The sequence below is a fragment of the Mycobacterium sp. E2462 genome (assembly GCF_001672685.1).
Classification (GTDB): domain Bacteria; phylum Actinomycetota; class Actinomycetes; order Mycobacteriales; family Mycobacteriaceae; genus Mycobacterium.
In genome coordinates this window covers 1-13,413 of sequence record NZ_LZKC01000012.1, presented here as the reverse complement: position 1 = coordinate 13,413, position 13,413 = coordinate 1, and the positions used below count along the sequence as shown (strand labels likewise).

The 13,413-nt window shown below is 71.1% G+C and carries 12 protein-coding genes and 2 pseudogenes; 10 read left to right on the top strand and 4 right to left on the bottom strand.

Annotated features, from left to right (window positions below):
* The first annotated feature begins 180 nt into the window (after nt 1-180).
* The 5 genes from fadD11 (at nt 181) to A5714_RS00715 (ending at nt 6,259) form a co-directional block, all read left to right on the top strand.
* Complete coding sequence (fadD11, locus tag A5714_RS00735) at nt 181-2,007, top strand: fatty acid--CoA ligase FadD11 (protein ID WP_068281816.1); 1,827 nt, start codon at nt 181-183, stop codon at nt 2,005-2,007.
* The gene (locus A5714_RS00730) at nt 2,004-3,890 is read left to right on the top strand and encodes a lysophospholipid acyltransferase (protein WP_068281814.1); all 1,887 of its coding nucleotides are present in this window, start codon (nt 2,004-2,006) and stop codon (nt 3,888-3,890) included. The genes fadD11 and A5714_RS00730 overlap by 4 nt, the downstream gene beginning before the upstream one ends.
* 87 nt (nt 3,891-3,977) lie before the next feature.
* A complete protein-coding gene (locus tag A5714_RS00725; protein ID WP_082959498.1) occupies nt 3,978-4,526 on the top strand; it encodes an ECF transporter S component in 549 nt (182 codons plus the stop codon).
* A gap of 16 nt (nt 4,527-4,542) precedes the next feature.
* A complete protein-coding gene (locus tag A5714_RS00720; protein ID WP_068281844.1) occupies nt 4,543-5,280 on the top strand; it encodes an alpha/beta fold hydrolase in 738 nt (245 codons plus the stop codon).
* Nucleotides 5,281-5,482: 202 nt separating this feature from the next.
* Entirely contained in the window at nt 5,483-6,259 is a 777-nt protein-coding gene (locus A5714_RS00715) for a DUF6065 family protein (protein ID WP_068067133.1), read from the top strand.
* On the opposite strand, the gene A5714_RS00710 is transcribed toward A5714_RS00715, so the two are convergent.
* Nucleotides 6,228-7,685 (bottom strand): FAD-dependent oxidoreductase, encoded by a 1,458-nt coding sequence (locus tag A5714_RS00710; RefSeq protein ID WP_068281812.1) that lies wholly within the window; start codon nt 7,683-7,685, stop codon nt 6,228-6,230. The genes A5714_RS00715 and A5714_RS00710 overlap by 32 nt on opposite strands.
* The gene (locus A5714_RS00705) at nt 7,682-8,089 is read right to left on the bottom strand and encodes a hypothetical protein (protein WP_068281811.1); all 408 of its coding nucleotides are present in this window, start codon (nt 8,087-8,089) and stop codon (nt 7,682-7,684) included. The genes A5714_RS00710 and A5714_RS00705 overlap by 4 nt, the downstream gene beginning before the upstream one ends.
* 86 nt (nt 8,090-8,175) lie before the next feature.
* Between A5714_RS00705 and A5714_RS00700 the strand changes: the two genes are divergently transcribed.
* The 3 genes from A5714_RS00700 (at nt 8,176) to ilvA (ending at nt 10,685) form a co-directional block, all read left to right on the top strand.
* Complete coding sequence (locus tag A5714_RS00700) at nt 8,176-8,733, top strand: TetR family transcriptional regulator (RefSeq protein ID WP_068067062.1); 558 nt, start codon at nt 8,176-8,178, stop codon at nt 8,731-8,733.
* 173 nt (nt 8,734-8,906) lie between these two features.
* The gene (locus A5714_RS00695; RefSeq protein WP_068281809.1) at nt 8,907-9,344 is read left to right on the top strand and encodes a nitroreductase family deazaflavin-dependent oxidoreductase; all 438 of its coding nucleotides are present in this window, start codon (nt 8,907-8,909) and stop codon (nt 9,342-9,344) included.
* Nucleotides 9,345-9,389: 45 nt separating this feature from the next.
* Complete coding sequence (gene ilvA, locus A5714_RS00690) at nt 9,390-10,685, top strand: threonine ammonia-lyase (RefSeq protein WP_068281807.1); 1,296 nt, start codon at nt 9,390-9,392, stop codon at nt 10,683-10,685.
* Here the strand turns inward: ilvA and A5714_RS00685 are convergent.
* Nucleotides 10,682-11,332: a pyridoxamine 5'-phosphate oxidase family protein gene (locus tag A5714_RS00685; RefSeq protein ID WP_068281805.1), complete on the bottom strand. Its 651-nt coding sequence runs from the start codon at nt 11,330-11,332 to the stop codon at nt 10,682-10,684. The two genes, ilvA and A5714_RS00685, sit on opposite strands and share 4 nt — an antisense overlap.
* Nucleotides 11,333-11,372: 40 nt before the next feature.
* On the opposite strand from A5714_RS00685, the gene A5714_RS00680 reads away from it, so the two are divergent.
* Nucleotides 11,373-12,701: an aminotransferase class I/II-fold pyridoxal phosphate-dependent enzyme gene (locus A5714_RS00680; RefSeq protein WP_068281803.1), complete on the top strand. Its 1,329-nt coding sequence runs from the start codon at nt 11,373-11,375 to the stop codon at nt 12,699-12,701.
* 223 nt (nt 12,702-12,924) lie between these two features.
* Here A5714_RS00680 and A5714_RS00675 read toward each other — a convergent pair.
* A pseudogene (locus tag A5714_RS00675) lies at nt 12,925-13,251 on the bottom strand (DUF3459 domain-containing protein); the annotation flags it as partial.
* On the opposite strand from A5714_RS00675, the pseudogene A5714_RS26835 reads away from it, so the two are divergent.
* Nucleotides 13,223-13,413: pseudogene (locus A5714_RS26835) on the top strand (malto-oligosyltrehalose trehalohydrolase); the annotation flags it as partial. The pseudogenes A5714_RS00675 and A5714_RS26835 overlap by 29 nt on opposite strands.

Sequence of the window (13,413 nt, the reverse complement as noted above, 5' to 3'; positions counted from 1 at the left end):
CTCGCGCGAGCGTGAAGGTAATTGCACACTCGCGCCCGAACGTGAAGTTGGTTTCACGGTCGTGCGGTCGCAGGCGACCGCACGCGCGTCGGCAGCGCGCAGGAAATCACCCGATGTGTTCCCCCGCCCCCCGCCCGGACGTAGGCTCACGAAGTCGATGCTGATCGGAGGAGGACGGGAATGACGACCGACGGGCGTCCGGCCACCTTGTGCGAGGCGTTCGCGCGCACCGCGGCGATCGATCCGGACGCCATCGCCCTGCGGGAGCCGGGCGACACCCGGTCGCTGACGTGGCGCGAACTCGCCGAGCAGGTGCGCCGCGCCGCCGCCGGGCTGGCGGGGCTCGGGGTCGGCCGTGGCGACACGGTCTCGCTGATGATGGCCAACCGAATCGAGTTCTACCCCTTCGAGATCGGCGCCCAACACCTCGGCGCGACATCGTTCTCGGTGTACAACACGCTGCCCGCCGAACAGCTGCGCTACCTGTTCGACAACGCCGGCACCCGCGTGGTCGTCTGCGAGGCACAGTACGTTGACCGCATCCAGGCGAGCGGCGCGCCCATCGAGCACATCGTCTGCATCGACGGGGCGCCGCCCGGCACGCTGACCGTCGAGCAGTTGCACGCCGCCGCGCACGCCGACTTCGACTTCGACGCGACCTGGCACGCGGTGCGGCCCGAGGACGTCGTCACCCTCATCTACACCTCCGGAACCACCGGAAACCCCAAGGGCGTGGAGATGACTCACGCCAACCTGCTGTTCGAGGCCTACGCCCTGCACGCGGTCCTGCCGTCACGATTCGGTGACCGGGTCACGTCCTACCTCCCGTCGGCGCACATCGCCGACCGGGCGATGGGGCTCTACGGGCTCGAGGTGTTCGGCGTCCAGGTCACGGCGGTCTCCGACCCGCGCGCCATCGTGACCGCGCTGCCCGACGTGCGCCCCACGGTGTGGGGCGCGGTGCCGCGGGTGTGGGAGAAGCTCAAGGCCGCAATCGAATTCACCATCGACGCCGAAAGCGACGCGACCAAGCGGCAGGCGCTGCGGTGGGCGATGTCGGTGGCCGCCAAGCGTGCCGCCGCGCTGGTCGCCGGCGACGCGATGTCCGACCAGCTGGCCGCCGAATGGGCCACGGCCGACGAATCGGTGCTCGCCGCGCTGCGTGAGCGCCTGGGCTTCGGCGAGCTGCGCTGGGCGGTCTCCGGCGCGGCCCCGATCCCGCGGGAAACGCTGGCCTTCTTCGCCGGCCTCGGCATCCCGATCACCGAGGTGTGGGGGATGTCGGAGCTGAGCTGCGTCGCCGCCGTGAGCCGCCCGGACGACGCCCGGCTGGGCTCCGTCGGCAAGCTGCTGCCCGGCTTGGAGGGCCGCATCGCCGAGGACGGCGAATACCTGGTGCGCGGTCCGCTGGTGATGCGGGGCTACCGCAAGGAACCGGCCAAGACCGCGGCGGCGATCGACGCCGACGGCTGGTTGCACACGGGCGACATCCTGGAAGTCGACGATCAGGGCTACCTGCGGGTGGTCGACCGGAAGAAGGAATTGATCATCAACGCGGCGGGAAAGAACATGTCGCCGGCCAATATCGAGAACGCCATCCTGGCGGCCTGCCCGATGATCGGCGTGGTCATCGCGATCGGTGACGGGCGGCCCTACAACACCGCGCTGATGGTGTTCGACGCCGACTCGGTGGGCCCGTACGCGGCCCAGCACGGCCTGGCCGACGCCTCGCCCGCCGCGCTGGCGGCCGACGCGGAGGTGTTGGCCGCCGTCGCCGCCGGGGTGGCCGCGGGCAACGCCAAGCTGTCGCGGGTCGAGCAGGTCAAGCGATTCCGGATCCTGCCGACGCTATGGGAACCCGGCGGGGACGAGATCACCCTGACGATGAAGCTCAAGCGGCGGCCGATTGCGGCGAAGTACGCCGCGCAGATCGAGGAACTCTACGCACCGGAGTTGCACCCGGACGTCCACGAGCCCGCCCGCGCCACCGCGGTGCAGCCGGCATGAGCGGGGGACCGGCGTCGACCGCCCGCGAGATCGGTCGGGTCGGCGTGCGAAAGCTGCTGCAGCGCACCGGGATCACTCACGAGGCGGTGACACCGCTGTCGACCGATCCCGACGAGGTCGCCCAGCTGCTGGGGGCGCCCTGGTACGACGAACGGCTGGCCAAGCTCGCCGACGAGCTGGACCGCGACCCGGCCAGCGTGCGCGCCGAGGCGGCGTGTTACCTGCGCGAGATGGCGGCCTCGCTCGACGAGTCGGCGGTGGCGGCCTGGCGCGGGTTCAGCCGCTGGCTGATGCGCGCCTACGACGTGCTGGTCGACGAGGATCAGATCGCCCAGCTGCGCAAGCTCGACCGCAAAGCCACTCTGGCATTTGCCTTTTCGCACCGTTCCTACCTCGACGGCTTGCTGCTGCCCGAGGTGATCGTGGCCAACAGGCTGTCGCCGGCCCTGACGTTCGGCGGGGCGAACCTGAACTTCTTTCCGATGGGTGTCTGGGCCAAACGCACCGGCGCCATCTTCATCCGTCGCCAGACCAAAGACATTCCCGTGTACCGCTTTGTGTTGCGCGCCTACGCCGCGCAACTGGTGCAGAGCCACGCCAACCTCACCTGGTCCATCGAGGGTGGCCGGACCCGGACCGGCAAGTTGCGGCCGCCGGTGTTCGGCATCTTGCGCTACATCACCGACGCGGTCGACGAAATCGACGGCCCGGAAGTGTATTTGGTGCCGACGTCCATCGTCTACGACCAGCTGCACGAGGTAGAAGCCATGACCACCGAGGCCTATGGCGCGGTCAAGCGGCCCGAGGACCTCCGCTTCCTGATCCGCCTGGCGCGTCAGCAGGGTGAGCGGTTGGGCCGCGCCTACCTGGACTTCGGCGAGCCGCTGCCGCTGCGGCAGCGCCTCGAGGAGTTGCGTGCGGAGGATTCCGGCACCGGGACCGAGATCGAGCGCATCGCGCTCGACGTCGAGCACCGGATCAACCGCGCCACCGCGGTCACCCCGACCGCGGTGGTCAGCCTCGCCTTGCTGGGCGCGGACAGGTCGCTGTCCATCAGCGAGGTGCTGGCCACCGTGCGACCGCTGGCGAGCTACATCGCGGCGCGCAACTGGATGGTGGCCGGCGCCGCGGACCTGACCAACCGGTCCACCATCCGCTGGACCCTGCACCAATTGGTGGCCTCGGGCGTCGTGCACGTCTACGACGCCGGCACCGAGGCGGTCTGGGGCATCGGCACCGATCAGCACCTGGTGGCGGCGTTCTACCGCAACACCGCCATCCACATTTTGGTCGATCGCGCCATTGCCGAGACGGCGTTGCTGGCGGCGGCGGAACACGCGGACTCGCCCGACGGCGACGTCTTGCCGGCCACGGTGCGCGACGAGGCGCTGCGCCTGCGCGAGCTGCTGAAATTCGAGTTCTTGTTCTCGGCCCGCGCGCAGTTCGAGAAGGACCTGGCCGACGAGGTTCGACTCATCGGTCCGGTGGAGGACACCACCAAGGCCGCCAGCGCTTCTTACGTGGTGGGGTTGCTGGAGCAGGCGGACCTGCTGCTGGCGCACCTGGTGTTGCGCCCGTTCCTGGACGCCTACCACATCGTGGCCGCGCGGTTGGCCGCCTACGAGGACGAGTCGTTCGACGAGGACGCGTTCCTGGCCGAGTGCCTGCAGGTGGGCAAGCAGTGGGAATTGCAGCGCCGCATCGCCAGCGCCGAGTCGCGCTCGATGGAACTGTTCAAGACGGCGTTGCGGCTGGCCCGCCATCGCGAGCTGGTGGACGGCGGCGGCCCTGAGCTGGCGGCACGCCGACGCGCGTTCGCCGACGAGATCGCCCTCGCCATCCGGCGGGTCAACGCCATCGCGGAACTGGCCAGAGCCCGGTAGCCGGCGCGCGAATAAAAACCGGTCCCGCCCTGTCAGACAGGGCATGGTCCCGGACGCGCGTCGCCAGCCCAGGGGTGGCGGCTAGCGGTGCTCACCAACCCATGGACCGTCAACACACGCGCCGTCGTCCCCGGATCGGTCGGTGCGGCTCTTTGCGGAGGACTGGGTATGTTCAGTGCGATCGTCCCCTACGCAGCGGCGACCGCCATCCAACTCGCGCTGGCGATCATCCCGTTCGTGGGCATCCGATTCGGCGCGGCCGCAGGGTTTTTCGCTGGGACAGCGGGTTACGCCGTTCTCGATCGGCTCGACGGGGTCGCCCTGTTCGGCAGCTGGAACTGGTGCTTGGCCAACGGGTTCATCGGCCTGCTCGCGGGCGTGCTGAGTTACTACCTCATCGATCCCGACGGCCCGTCCTCCGGCAGGGTTGCGCGCGTCGCGGCGATCGCGACCGTCTCCGAACTGCTCGGCCTGACGTTCACCGCGACGGACGTCCTGATGGGCACGACATTCTCCTACTGGCTGGCCATCGCGTACGTGCCCACCGCCCTCACCACGGCGGCCGCCGTGCTCCTGCTGGTGCCGGTGCTCGACCAGGTGTGGCAAAGCCGCGCCGAACCACCGTCGCATCCATGAGCGCGGGGGGATGGCGATGACCCTGCCCGCGCTGGTGCTGGTGCACGGCGGTTTTCACGCCGCCGACTGCTGGAACCTGACCGTCCAAGCGCTCCACCGGCTCGCCCCCGACTTGCCGGTATTGGCCGTGGACCTACCGGGACGCCGCTCGAAGCCGGCGGATCTGCGCGCCCTGACGATCGACGATTGGGTGGAATCCGTTGTCGCCGAGATCAAGACCGCCGGGCTCGACGACGTCGTGATCGTCGGTCACTCGATGGCCGGCCTGACGGTGCCCGGCGTGGTCAACAGGATGGGTGCGGGCCGGGTCCGGGAGATGGTCCTCGCCGCGGCCTGCGTGCCGCCGCACGGCGCCGCGATGGTCGACGTGTTGAGCCGGCCCCTGGCGGCGATCGCCCGCCACAACGCGAAAAAGGGTGGGCCGCAGACCTTTCCCGGGTTCGCCGTGAAACACCTGTACCTCAACGGCGTGCCGAAGGAGCGGCGTGAGTTCATGAAAGGCCGGCTGGTCCCCGAGTCGTCGCGGGTGATGGTGGAGCAGGTGTCCCGAAAGCCGTTGCCGGACAACATCCATCGCACCTGGATCCTGACCCTGCGGGACCGGACCCACCCGGAGGGGGAGCAGCGCGCGAGCATCGACGCCCTGGGTGGTGTGCAGACGTTGGTGCGGCTGGACACCTGCCACAGCGTGATGGTGAGCGAACCGGAGCTGCTGGCGGGGATCCTCCTTGCGCGCTGCCGGCTCTACGGCTAGGTGGCAACTGATCGGCACCGTGCGGTGTGGGCGCGCTAGTGTTTGAGGCGCGTCACCGATGACGAGCGGTACCGCGGTGACCTGCCGGAAAAGCGCAAGCCACTCCCGGGTGAACGGCGCGGATCGGTCGCCGGATGCCGGTCCGCCGCCACGGCGACGTGCGGCCTACCGCGGGACCGTGACCAGGCAACTCGAGGACACGATGAGTGACACATCCGAGGGACAGACCCGTCCGCTGACGGCCTACCTCACGCACGAGATCGCGCCGCCGATCACCCCGGCGCCGGTGAATAGGACCTGGATGGCCGAGATGCGGGAGGGCTGGCCGCACCGCTGTCTGCCGATGCTCATCGCCAACCAGAGCGGCTGGGAGGTGCGCAACCCGTCCGCGTTCACCGCGACCTGGATGGGCGGCAACGACCGGACGGCCGTGACGATCGCGCCCGACAGGCGCGGCCCCGGGCAGTTCCTGCCGTCCAGCCACTTCGGGTACGGGATTTTGACCTGGCACCTGCCGATGCTGTTCCGCACGCCGCCGGGCTACAACCTGCTGGTCCGCGGACCGTCGAACTATCCGAAGGACGCGGTCTACCCGCTGGAGGGCATCGTCGAGACGGATTGGGCCACGTCCAGTTTCAGCATGAACTGGAAGTTCACCCGGGAGTACATGCCGGTGCGGTTCGAGGTCGACGAGCCGATCTGCATGATCGTGCCGCAGCGACGGGCCGAGCTCGAGGAGTTCGTCCCGGAGATGATGCCCATCGAGGCGGACGAGGACGTCCACGCCAAGCACGAGGCCTTCCTGGCGTCGCGCGGCGCGCTGGGGCGCGGCGACGGCGAGCCGGCCGCGACGGACGGCCCGTGGCAGGGCAAGTACACGCGGGGCAAGCACGCCGACGGGGAGGCGGGGTCCCCCGAACACCAGACCCGGCGCCGTCTTCGGTCCTTTACCGCGCGGCAGCCCGAGGCTCGGCCGTAGCTAGCGCCGCGACGAGCCGCGGCGGGTCGGGTAACCGGCGGGTGGACCCGGCCCACGCGATGTAGCCGTCGGGGCGCACCACGACGGTCGGGCCGCGATCCGTGCGCTGCGCCTGCACCAGCCCGGGCGCCGCGACGGGCGCGGCGCCGCGCTCGCGGACGAGCACCCAACTCCCGGTGCGCTGCAGGGTGGCCAGCCGCGCCCCGGCCAGCGGTATCTGCTCGGCGCGGGTGCCCACGAGCCCGCGCCGGCCACAGCGCAGGCCGGTGCCCGCGAAGCTGCCGGCCACCGCATCGCGCACTGTCGGTACCCGAAGGAGCCTCGGCGCCAACAGGTCTCGCATCCCGCGCGCCGGCCGTGGGTGCAGCGTGGCCGCGCGGGCGATCAGCCCGGACTGCAACAGCACGCGTTTGCCGATCGGGTGCCGTTCGTCGTGGTAGGTGTCCAGCAGGGCGTCATCGGCCCCGCCGAGCGCCGCGTCGAGCTTCCAGGCCAGGTTGGCGGCGTCCTGGATGCCGGTGTTCATGCCCTGCCCACCCATGGGGGAGTGCACGTGCGCGGCGTCACCGGCCAGGAACACCCGGCCGTGCCGGTAGTTCTCGACTTGCCGTTCGTCGCAATGGAACCGGGATTTCCAGCTGATTTCGGTCACGCCGAAGTCGGCCTCCAGGGCCCGGGCCAGGGTGTGGACGATCTCCGGGTCGTCGACGGGTTCGGTGTCGGGGACCTGGTGGCGGCGATCCCACACCATGGCCCGGTACCACGTTCCGTCCGCGGTGCCGTAGGGGGCCAGAAACCCGAGCGCGCCGTGGGCGGTGCCCACCGTCAGGCCCGCGGTCGCGGGTCCGTGAGCCAGCTTGACGTCGGCCAGCACCATCGAGCTCAGCACCGTCTTGCCGGGGAAGTCGGCGCCCACCAGTGCCCGGACCGTGCTGTGGGCGCCGTCGGCGCCCACCACGTAGCGGGCCCGCCACGTCTCGCGCCGCCCGGGATCGTCGTCGTCCTTGGGCCGTGCGGTGACGGTGACGCCGCCGGCGTCCTGGGTCAGGGCGACGACCTCGACGCCGCGGCGCAGCTCAACGCCTTGGGTCAGCGCGTAGCGGCGCAACGCCGCGTCGATGTTGGTCTGTGGTGTGACCAGCACGAACGGGTACCGCGAGTCGAGGTGGGTGAGGTCCAGGTAGGCGTCGCCAAACAATCGGACGCCCGGGGCGTGGTGGCCCAGGGCCAGGACCTCGTCGGCGATTCCCCGGGCGTCGAAGACTTCCAAGGTGCGCGCCATGGTCGCGAAGGCGCGGCTGGACGGGTTTTCGGTGGGCCAGCGGTCGAGCACGGTCACCGACCGGCCCGCCCGGGCCAGGTCGCCCGCGGCGGTGAGGCCGGTCGGGCCCGCGCCGACCACCAGAACGTCGACGTCGTGCGTCATCGGAGCGCTCCTTGCGGTTCGGGGAACCAGCGACGGATGTCGCCGGGCGTGGACTCGGCCGCGCGGTTGAACACGAACCGGCAGCCGGGCTGGGTGGCGTGGGCGGCGTTGACGATGGCCTCGAACAACAGCGTGTTACCGGCGACCAGGCGAATGCCGGCCCCGATCAGCACCGCGTCGTAGCGCGTGGCCGCCAGCCAGCGCCGGGCCTTCTCGGCGCCCGCGTCGCCGACGTCGACCAGGCAGTTGTCCACCCGGTAGCCAGCGGCGCGCAGGGCCGCCACATTGTCGTCGTTGGCGGTGCGCAGCGCGTCGCGCGACAGGCCGGCGAACTGCGCGAACTCCGGCGACGCATAGTCGATGACGTCGGGATCGAGCCCGATCTGGATGACGCTGACTGTCATGGCGGCCCCTCGTTTCAACAACTGTTGAACCCGACCGTAGGCCCCGGCGCTAGTGATGTCAACGGTTGTTGAATACACTTTTTGCCATGGCTCCCACGACCCGTGACGGCAAGGCCACCCGCGCGACGATCCTGGACGCCGCGCGAGCGCAGTTTTCCGCGCACGGCTTCGAGCGCACGACCATCCGCTCGATCGCGGGCGAGGCCGGCGTCGACCCCGCGCTCGTCATGCACTATTTCGGCAGCAAGGCTGACCTCTTCGCGGCGGTGTCACGCCTCGAGATCGACATGCCCGACCTCACCGGAGTCCAGCCGGAGCGGCTGGCTGAGGTGTTGGTGCCGGTGTTTGTCGCGGTGTGGGACCCGCAGGGGTCGTTTCTGCCGTTGCTGCGTGCGGCCGCGACCAATCGCAGCGCCGCCGACGCGCTGCTCGAGGTGTTCGCCGAGCAGGTGGCGCCGGCGCTGGCCACCGTCACGCCCGACCGGGCCGCCGAGCGGGCCGCGCTGGTGGGCTCGCAGGTGCTGGGCATCGCGATGGCCCGCTTCGTCGTCGGTGTGCCGGCACTGGCCGCCATGGACGAGGCGGCGTTGACGGCGTGGTTACGCCCCGTGCTCGCTCACTACCTCACGGCGCCCGGGCCGTAGGCCGGGCACCCCACGCGTCACCGCGCGGGAGGCATGCGGATTTGTGCCCGCCTCACAGCGACAACGTGGGGGGCCGGTGGCGGGCGCTGCGATTGTCGCTGTGAGGCGGGCACTTCGCCACTGCCTCCGGAGAGTGCCGGCGCGCCGCGAACGCACCGCCCTACAGTGGAACCATGCCGCTTTCAGGTGAATACGCCCCGAGCCCGTGGGATTGGGCCCGCGAACAAGCCGACAAGTACACCGCGTCCGGCGGATCCGACGCCGCGGACATGAAGGGCAAGCCGATCATCGTGCTGACCACCGTCGGCGCGAAGACCGGCAAGCTGCGTAAGACCCCGCTGATGCGCGTCGAGCACGACGGTGAGTACGCGGTCGTCGCCTCGTTGGGCGGGGCGCCCAAGAACCCGGTCTGGTACCACAACATCAAGGCCAACCCCCGCGTGGAACTGCAGGACGGCGCCGTCACCCGCGACTACGACGCCCGCGAGGTCTTCGACGACGAGAAGGCCACCTGGTGGGAGCGGGCCGTCGAGGCCTGGCCCGACTACGCCGAGTACCAGAAGAAGACCGACCGGCAGATTCCGGTCTTCGTGCTCACGCCGGCGAGCTGACCGCCACACGGCTGGCCGGGCCGCTCGGCATGGCACCATTGATCGGTGTCCGCCGAACTGAGCCAGAGCCGCACCGTGTCGCCCCTGACCGGCGCCGACATCGACAGCGCGGCTCAGCGGATCGCTCCCGTCGTCTCGCCCACCCCGCTGCAGTTCAGCGACCGGCTGTCGGCGATCACAGGTGCCCAGGTGTACCTCAAGCGCGAAGACCTGCAGATCGTGCGCTCGTACAAGCTGCGGGGCGCCTACAACCTGCTGGTGCAGTTGTCCCGCGAGGAACTGGCCGCCGGCGTGGTGTGCTCCTCGGCCGGCAATCACGCGCAGGGCTTCGCCTACGCCTGCCGCACGCTCGGCGTGCACGGCCGCGTCTACGTGCCGGCGAAAACCCCGAAACAGAAGCGCGACCGCATCCGCTATCACGGCGGTGACTTCATCGACCTCATCGTCGGCGGGACCACCTACGACTTGGCGGCCGAGGCGGCGCTGGCCGACGTCGAGCGCACCGGAGCCACGTTGGTGCCGCCCTACGACGACCTGCGCACCATCGCCGGGCAGGGCACCATCGCCGTCGAGCTGCTGAACCAGCTCGACGAGCTCGCCATCGGGGAGCCCGACCTGGTGGTGGTCCCCGTGGGCGGCGGCGGCTGCATCGCCGGCATCACCACCTACCTCGCCGAGCGGACGTCGAACACGGCGGTGTTGGGCGTCGAACCGGCCGGCGCCGCGGCGATGATGGCGGCGCTGGCCGCAGGACGCCCCGTGACGCTGGACCACGTCGACCAGTTCGTCGACGGTGCCGCCGTGCGGCGGGCCGGCGCGCTGACCTACGCGGCGCTGGCCGCCGCGGGCGACATGGTCTCGATCACCGCGATCGACGAGGGCGCGGTCTGCACCGCCATGCTGGACCTTTACCAAAACGAGGGCATCATCGCCGAACCCGCGGGGGCGCTGTCGGTGGCGGGCCTGCTCGACGCCGACATCGAGCCCGGCTCGACGGTCGTCTGCCTGATTTCCGGCGGCAACAACGACGTCTCGCGCTACGGCGAGGTGCTCGAGCGCTCGCTGGTGCACCTCGGCCTCAAGCACTACTTCCTGGTGGACTTCCCGCAGGAACCCGGCGCGCTGCGCCGCTTCCTCGACGAGGTGCTCGGGCCCAACGACGACATCACGCTGTTCGAGTACGTCAAGCGCAACAACCGGGAAACCGGTGAGGCGCTGGTCGGCATCCAGCTGGGGTCCTCAGCCGAGCTGGACGGCCTGCTGGCCCGGGTCCGGGCCACCGAGGTGCACTTCGAACGCCTCGAGCCCGGGTCGCCGGCCTACCGCTACCTGCTTTTCTAGGACAGATATCGCGGCGGAGCGGTCGCGGCGGTCAGGTCCGCCGCGGGCACCGGCGCACCGGCCACGACGCGCAGCGGCACCACCCCGGCCCAGTGCGGCAGCGCGAGATCCGGTGCATCGTCGACGGGGCCGCCCGCGCGCACCTTCGCCGATACCTCCACGAGGTCCAGCGCGAGCACCCCCGTGGCGGCGAGCTCGCGCGCGTCCGGCGGCCGGCAGTCGGCGGACCGGCCCTGCGCCAGGTGGTCGAGCAGGCAGGCCAGCGCCCGCGTCTTCTCCGCCGGATCGTCGACCAGCCGGGCGTCGCCCAGCACCACGACCGAGCGGAAGTTCACCGAATGGTGCATCGCGGCGCGGGCCAGCACCAGCCCGTCGAGCAGGCTGACCGTCACGCACACCGGCAGCCCCGCGGGCGCCGCCTTGGCCGCGAGCATCGGCCCGCTGCCCGACGAACCGTGCAGGTACAGGGTCTCGCCGAGCCGGGCGTGCGTCGTCGGCAACACGACCGGCCGTCCGCCGGCGAGGTAACCGAGGTGGCAGATCAACGACTCGTCGAGGATCCCGTGCACCAGGTCGCGGTCGTAGCGTGCGCGGTCCCGGTAGCGGGTCGGGGTGGTGCGGGGGGTCGCCCGGTAAGCGGAGTCCACGACATTGCCCTTACTTTTGTTCTAGTACATACTTAACTGCGTGCCAGTACAAAACAGCATAACGGGAGCCGGCGCGGAAGCGATAGCGGCCAGCGTCGAGGCCGCGATCTCCGCCGGCTCCCTGGCGCCGGGTGATCCCTTGCCACCGGTGCGCGAACTGGCCGCCCAACTCGGCGTCAACGCCAACACCGCCGCCGCGGCCTACCGGCTGTTGCGCCAGCGCGGGGCCGTCGAGACCGCCGGCCGGCGCGGCACCCGGGTCCGGCACCGCCCGGCGACCACGCCGCGTTCGCTGCTCGGGCTCGACGTCCCGGCCGGCGCGCGCGACCTGTCCACCGGCAATCCGGATCCGGCGCTGCTACCGATCGGCGGCGCCGCGCTCCCACACCGGGCCGCCACCCGCCCGGTGCTCTACGGGGAGCCCGCAATGACGCCCGAGCTGACGGAGTGGGCGCGCCGGGTGCTGGCCGCGGACGGCGTTCCCGCGGCGCACCTGGCCGTGACGAGCGGTGCGCTCGACGGCATCGAACGCGCGCTCACCGCGCATCTGCGGCCCGGCGACCGGGTCGCCGTCGAGGACCCGGGCTGGGCCAACATGCTGGATCTGCTTGCCGCGCTGGGTCTTTCGGCTGAGCCCGTGCGCGTCGACGACGACGGCCCGCTGGTCGCGGACCTGGCCGCCGCGCTGGACCGCGGCGTGCGCGCGGTGATCGTCACCCCGCGGGCGCAGAATCCCACCGGGGCGGCGGTCTCGACGCCGCGGGCCGACGCGCTGCGCGGCCTGCTGGGCCGCCGGGCCGACGAGGTGCTGGTGCTCGAGGACGACCACTGCGCGGGCATCTCCGGCGCGCGGCTGCACCCACTGGCCGGCTGCACCCGCCGGTGGGCTTTCGTGCGGTCGGCGTCGAAAGCGTACGGGCCCGACCTGCGGGTCGCGGTCCTGGCCGGGGATCAGCGCACGGTCGAGCGCGTGCACGGGCGGCTGCGCCTCGGACCCGGCTGGGTGAGTCACCTGCTGCAGCACCTCGCCGTCAGCCTGTGGGCCGACGGGGCAGCCGCACGCCAGATCGCCACGGCGGAACGACGTTACGGCGACGCCCGCCAGGGGCTGTGCGCCGCGCTGGCCGCGCAGGGGATCGTCGCGCATGGGCGGTCCGGGCTGAACGTGTGGGTGCCGGTGGCCGACGAGACGGTCGCCATCACCCGCCTGCTGTCCGCCGGCTGGGCGGCGGCCCCCGGCGCGCGGTTCCGCATCACCGCCCCGCCCGGCATCCGCATCACCGTGGCCGACCTCGCGCCGCAAGAGGTCGAGCCGCTGGCGCGGGCGGTCGCCGCGGCCGTTCACGGCGCCGGCCGCCCCAGCGTGTGACCGGCGTCAGTCCTGCTGGTCACCGATGCCGGGACCGGTCCACAACAGCTCCACGCTGCGCAGCGACGGCGCATCGTTGCGCACCGTGTGCCGGGCCGACCGCGGATCGCCCCTCGTCACGCGGCGATCCGGACTGCGAAAACCGATCCGCCGCAGCCTGCGGCCAAACTCTGAATGACTCATGGGCGCATCATCGGCGGTGCGCCGCGCGCCCGCCAATCAGTTATCCACAGCGCAGAATCGCGACCGAACGGCCCGGCACAACCGTCGCGTCGCCGCCGACCTCCGGTTCGTCCCACGCGAGCACCACCTCGCCGGTGACCGGCACCCGCGCGGGCTGCTCACCCAGGTTGCACACGATGCGCAACGTGCCGCGCGCGACGGCGATCCAACGCTCGGCCTCGTCGTAGTCGACCGCGAGATGGTCGAGCCACGGGTCCGCCAGGTCGGGGTCGTTGTGGCGCAACGCGATCAGCTCGCGGTAGAAGCGGTGCACCCGGCCGTGCTCACCCGAGTCCACCTCATCCCAGTTGAGTTTGGAGTTGGCGAAGGCCACCGCCGAAGGTCGCAAGGCGGAATTCGCCGAACACGGGTGGGACGCCGACGAGATCCCCGACCCGCAGGACCCGCAGACGTTCGCCAACTCCAAACTCAACTGGGATGAGGTGGACTCGGGTGAGCACGGCCGGGTGCACCGCTTCTACCGCGAGCT

Bases quoted from the DNA above. Each gene is read 5' to 3' on its own strand.
- fadD11 (WP_068281816.1), top strand. From the start codon at position 181: ATGACGACCGACGGGCGTCCGGCCACCTTGTGCGAGGCGTTCGCGCGC.
- A5714_RS00730 (WP_068281814.1), top strand. From the start codon at position 2,004: ATGAGCGGGGGACCGGCGTCGACCGCCCGCGAGATCGGTCGGGTCGGC.
- A5714_RS00720 (WP_068281844.1), top strand. From the start codon at position 4,543: ATGACCCTGCCCGCGCTGGTGCTGGTGCACGGCGGTTTTCACGCCGCC.
- A5714_RS00715 (WP_068067133.1), top strand. From the start codon at position 5,483: ATGAGTGACACATCCGAGGGACAGACCCGTCCGCTGACGGCCTACCTC.
- A5714_RS00710 (WP_068281812.1), bottom strand. From the start codon at position 7,685: ATGACGCACGACGTCGACGTTCTGGTGGTCGGCGCGGGCCCGACCGGC.
- A5714_RS00705 (WP_068281811.1), bottom strand. From the start codon at position 8,089: ATGACAGTCAGCGTCATCCAGATCGGGCTCGATCCCGACGTCATCGAC.
- A5714_RS00700 (WP_068067062.1), top strand. From the start codon at position 8,176: ATGGCTCCCACGACCCGTGACGGCAAGGCCACCCGCGCGACGATCCTG.
- A5714_RS00695 (WP_068281809.1), top strand. From the start codon at position 8,907: ATGCCGCTTTCAGGTGAATACGCCCCGAGCCCGTGGGATTGGGCCCGC.